We start from the raw sequence: 2,652 nt of genomic DNA on the forward strand, positions 1-2,652 counted from the left end.
GTCGCGAGCCGGTCGCCCAACCGGTGGTCGGTCACGGCTTCAGTATCGCGCCACGCCACCGCCGCCGGACCCGGTCCGGCGGCGAAACGACCGGTGAACGTCCCGCTTTCCCGCTCGGCTCCCGCCTCACGGGTCCGCCCCCGGCACGCGCGCCCCACTCACGTATTCCGCCACGGACGGGCTCCGCGCCGCCCGCTCCCGTACGGTCCGGGCCCTCCGCGCGCCCGTACGGCCCGGACCCGGCGTCGGCCGCGCCCCCGCCCGTACCCCGAGGGCTGCCGCGGCACCCGGCCGCCCCCGACCGCCCGTCAGGGCCTCGGCGCCCACCCGAAGCGGGGCTCCCGCCGTTCCAGAAAAGCGGCGACCCCCTCCGCGGCGTCGCCGCTCTCGCGTGACTCGCGTGCCCAGTGCGCGATCCGGTCCGCGCCGGCGGGGCCAGAGGCGAATTCCTTCGCCGCCGCCTGCGTGAGCCGCGAGCGCGAGACGAGCACCCGCGCGAACTCCGCCACCCGCTTGTCCAGCTCCTCGCCCGGCAGGACCTCGTCCACCAGGCCCGTGCGCAGCGCCCGCCCGGCGTCGATCAGCTCGGCGGAGAAGAGCAGGTACTTCGCGGCGGAGGGGCCGACCAGGGAGACCAGCCGCTGGGTCGAGGTGGCGGGGTAGACGATGCCGAGCCTCGCCGGGGTGACCCCGAAGAACGCGTCCTCGGCCGCGAAGCGCAGGTCGCAGGCGGCGGCGAGCTGGCAGCCGCCGCCCACGCAGTAGCCCCGCACGGCCGCGAGCGTCGGCTTCGGGAAGGCGGCCAGGGCGTCCTCCGCCGCCACCGCCAGTCCCTTCGACGCCTCGTCGCCCTCCGTGAGGGCGCCGATGTCCGCGCCCGCGCAGAACGTGTTCCCGTCGCCGGTCAGCACCAGGGCCCGTACGCCCGTATCCGCGGCGCACCGCCGCAGCAGCGACGGCAGCTCGCGCCACATCGCGCCCGTCATCGCGTTGCGCTTGGCGGGGTTGCTGATGGTGACGGTGGCTATGCCGTCGGCGGCGTCGAGACGCAGGCAGGGATCCGGCTCCATGCGCCGGATGCTATCCGGCCGGGGCGGTCTTATGATCCGAAGCAGGGGGTGTATACGAGGAGGCGCTGATGGCCGCACCCCGGATACCCGAGAAGGACCTCGGCCGCAAGGAGAGCCGGAAGCTCAGCCGCGGCTTCGGCATGCTGGCGGTGCTCGGCACGATCCTGGCCCTGGCGGGGCTGGTGGGCCTCATCTACGTCGGCGTCGCGACGCTGACCTCGATGCTCCTCTTCGGCTGGCTGCTGCTGATCGGCGGCGTGGTGGGCCTCGCGCACGCGGTGCAGTCCCGCGACAGCAGCTTCTTCTGGCTCGGCGTGGTGGTCGCGGCGCTGAACATCGCGGCGGGCGTGGTCGTCATCCGGCACCCGGGCGACTCGGCTGCGGCGCTGACGATGTTCGCCGCGCTGCTCTTCCTCACCGGCGGCGTGTTCCGCCTGGTGGGCAGCGTGGTGGTGCGCGGTCCGCAGTTCGGCTGGACGCTGGTGCAGGGCGCCTTCGGGCTGCTGCTGGGCATTTTGGTGCTGGCGGACTGGCCGCACAGCAGCCTGTACGTGCTGGGGACCTTCTTCTCCCTCGCGCTGCTCTTCGACGGGCTGGGCCTGATCGCGATCGGCGTGGGCGGGCGGCGCGTCGTGGGGCTGGTGGAGGAGGGGATGCGGCGACCGGGCCCAGAATCTGATAGTCCGGATCGTTCCTTGAAAGAGAAACCAGACGATCGGGATCGCTCAGGCGATTGACCCAGAGCCGCGTTTTCGATCAGAACCCGTCGATAGATGCTGACTTGTGTTCAGCGGGTGGGTATGGACCAACACATTCTCAACACTCGGTGTGTGTGGTCGAGCCACGGCGATGGGTGGGTATCGGACATGGAAATCCTCGGGAGCGTGCCGCCCGACCCGGGGCAGGCCCCGCCTCGGAGGCCGATCGAGTACGAAGGGTCCTGGCGGTTCACGGCTCCCGCGCTCGAATCCTCGGTGCCCCAGGCCAGACACGCGGTCCGGGACCTGCTCGGCCATCAGGGCGTACCGGCCTCCGACGACCTGGTGCAGAACCTGCTGCTGATCGTCTCCGAGCTGGTCACCAACTCCGTGCGGCATGCCGCCCTGCTCTCGCCGGAGATCGCGGTGGAGGTCTCCATCGGCGCGAAATGGGTGCGCGTCGCCGTGGAGGACGACCACCCCTACCGTCCCAAGGCGCTCGAAGCGGACGACGACCGGATCGGCGGGCGCGGCCTGCTGCTGGTCAAGACGGTCACGTACGAGGCCGGGGGCGAGTGCGACGTGGAGCACACCGCGAGCGGCGGCAAGGTGATCTGGGCCGCCCTGCCGCTGCCCACGACATCCGCCACCCATCTGCCTCCGGCACGGTGACCGGCGCCTGTCGGCTCGCCTTCGGCTGCCGGCTCGCCACGGCCCGGTGAGAACCGGCGGCCTGCCCGCACCGGCCCGGCGACCCTCGGCTGACGACCCGCTCCGGCCCGCTGGCCTCCGGTTACCCGCCTGCCGTCGGCCCGGTGGCCTCCGGCGGCCGACCCGCCGCAGCCCGGTGATCTCCGGCTTCCCGCCTGCCGTCGGCCCACTGG

The 2,652-nt window shown here is 72.9% G+C and carries 3 protein-coding genes; 2 read left to right on the top strand and 1 reads right to left on the bottom strand.

Annotation, left to right across the window (positions count from 1 at the left end; all coding sequences use genetic code 11):
• Positions 1–308 precede the first annotated feature (308 nt).
• Positions 309–1,070, bottom strand: a complete 762-nt coding sequence (locus tag ACFU99_RS40285; RefSeq protein ID WP_384402728.1) for an enoyl-CoA hydratase/isomerase family protein — start codon at positions 1,068–1,070, stop codon at positions 309–311.
• 68 nt (positions 1,071–1,138) lie between these two features.
• Here ACFU99_RS40285 and ACFU99_RS40290 point away from each other — a divergent pair, with 68 nt between their 5' ends.
• The gene (locus tag ACFU99_RS40290; protein WP_384402731.1) at positions 1,139–1,807 is read left to right on the top strand and encodes an HdeD family acid-resistance protein; all 669 of its coding nucleotides are present in this window, start codon (positions 1,139–1,141) and stop codon (positions 1,805–1,807) included.
• Positions 1,808–1,936: 129 nt separating this feature from the next.
• Positions 1,937–2,440, top strand: coding sequence for an ATP-binding protein (locus ACFU99_RS40295; protein ID WP_384402734.1), 504 nt, complete (start codon positions 1,937–1,939; stop codon positions 2,438–2,440).
• The last annotated feature ends 212 nt before the right edge of the window (positions 2,441–2,652 follow it).

The sequence above is a fragment of the Streptomyces sp. NPDC057654 genome (assembly GCF_042800135.1).
Classification (GTDB): domain Bacteria; phylum Actinomycetota; class Actinomycetes; order Streptomycetales; family Streptomycetaceae; genus Streptomyces.

Coding starts and splice junctions, on each gene's coding strand:
- ACFU99_RS40295 (WP_384402734.1), top strand. CDS start 1,937: ATGGAAATCCTCGGGAGCGTGCCGCCCGACCCGGGGCAGGCCCCGCCT.
- ACFU99_RS40285 (WP_384402728.1), bottom strand. CDS start 1,070: ATGGAGCCGGATCCCTGCCTGCGTCTCGACGCCGCCGACGGCATAGCC.
- ACFU99_RS40290 (WP_384402731.1), top strand. CDS start 1,139: ATGGCCGCACCCCGGATACCCGAGAAGGACCTCGGCCGCAAGGAGAGC.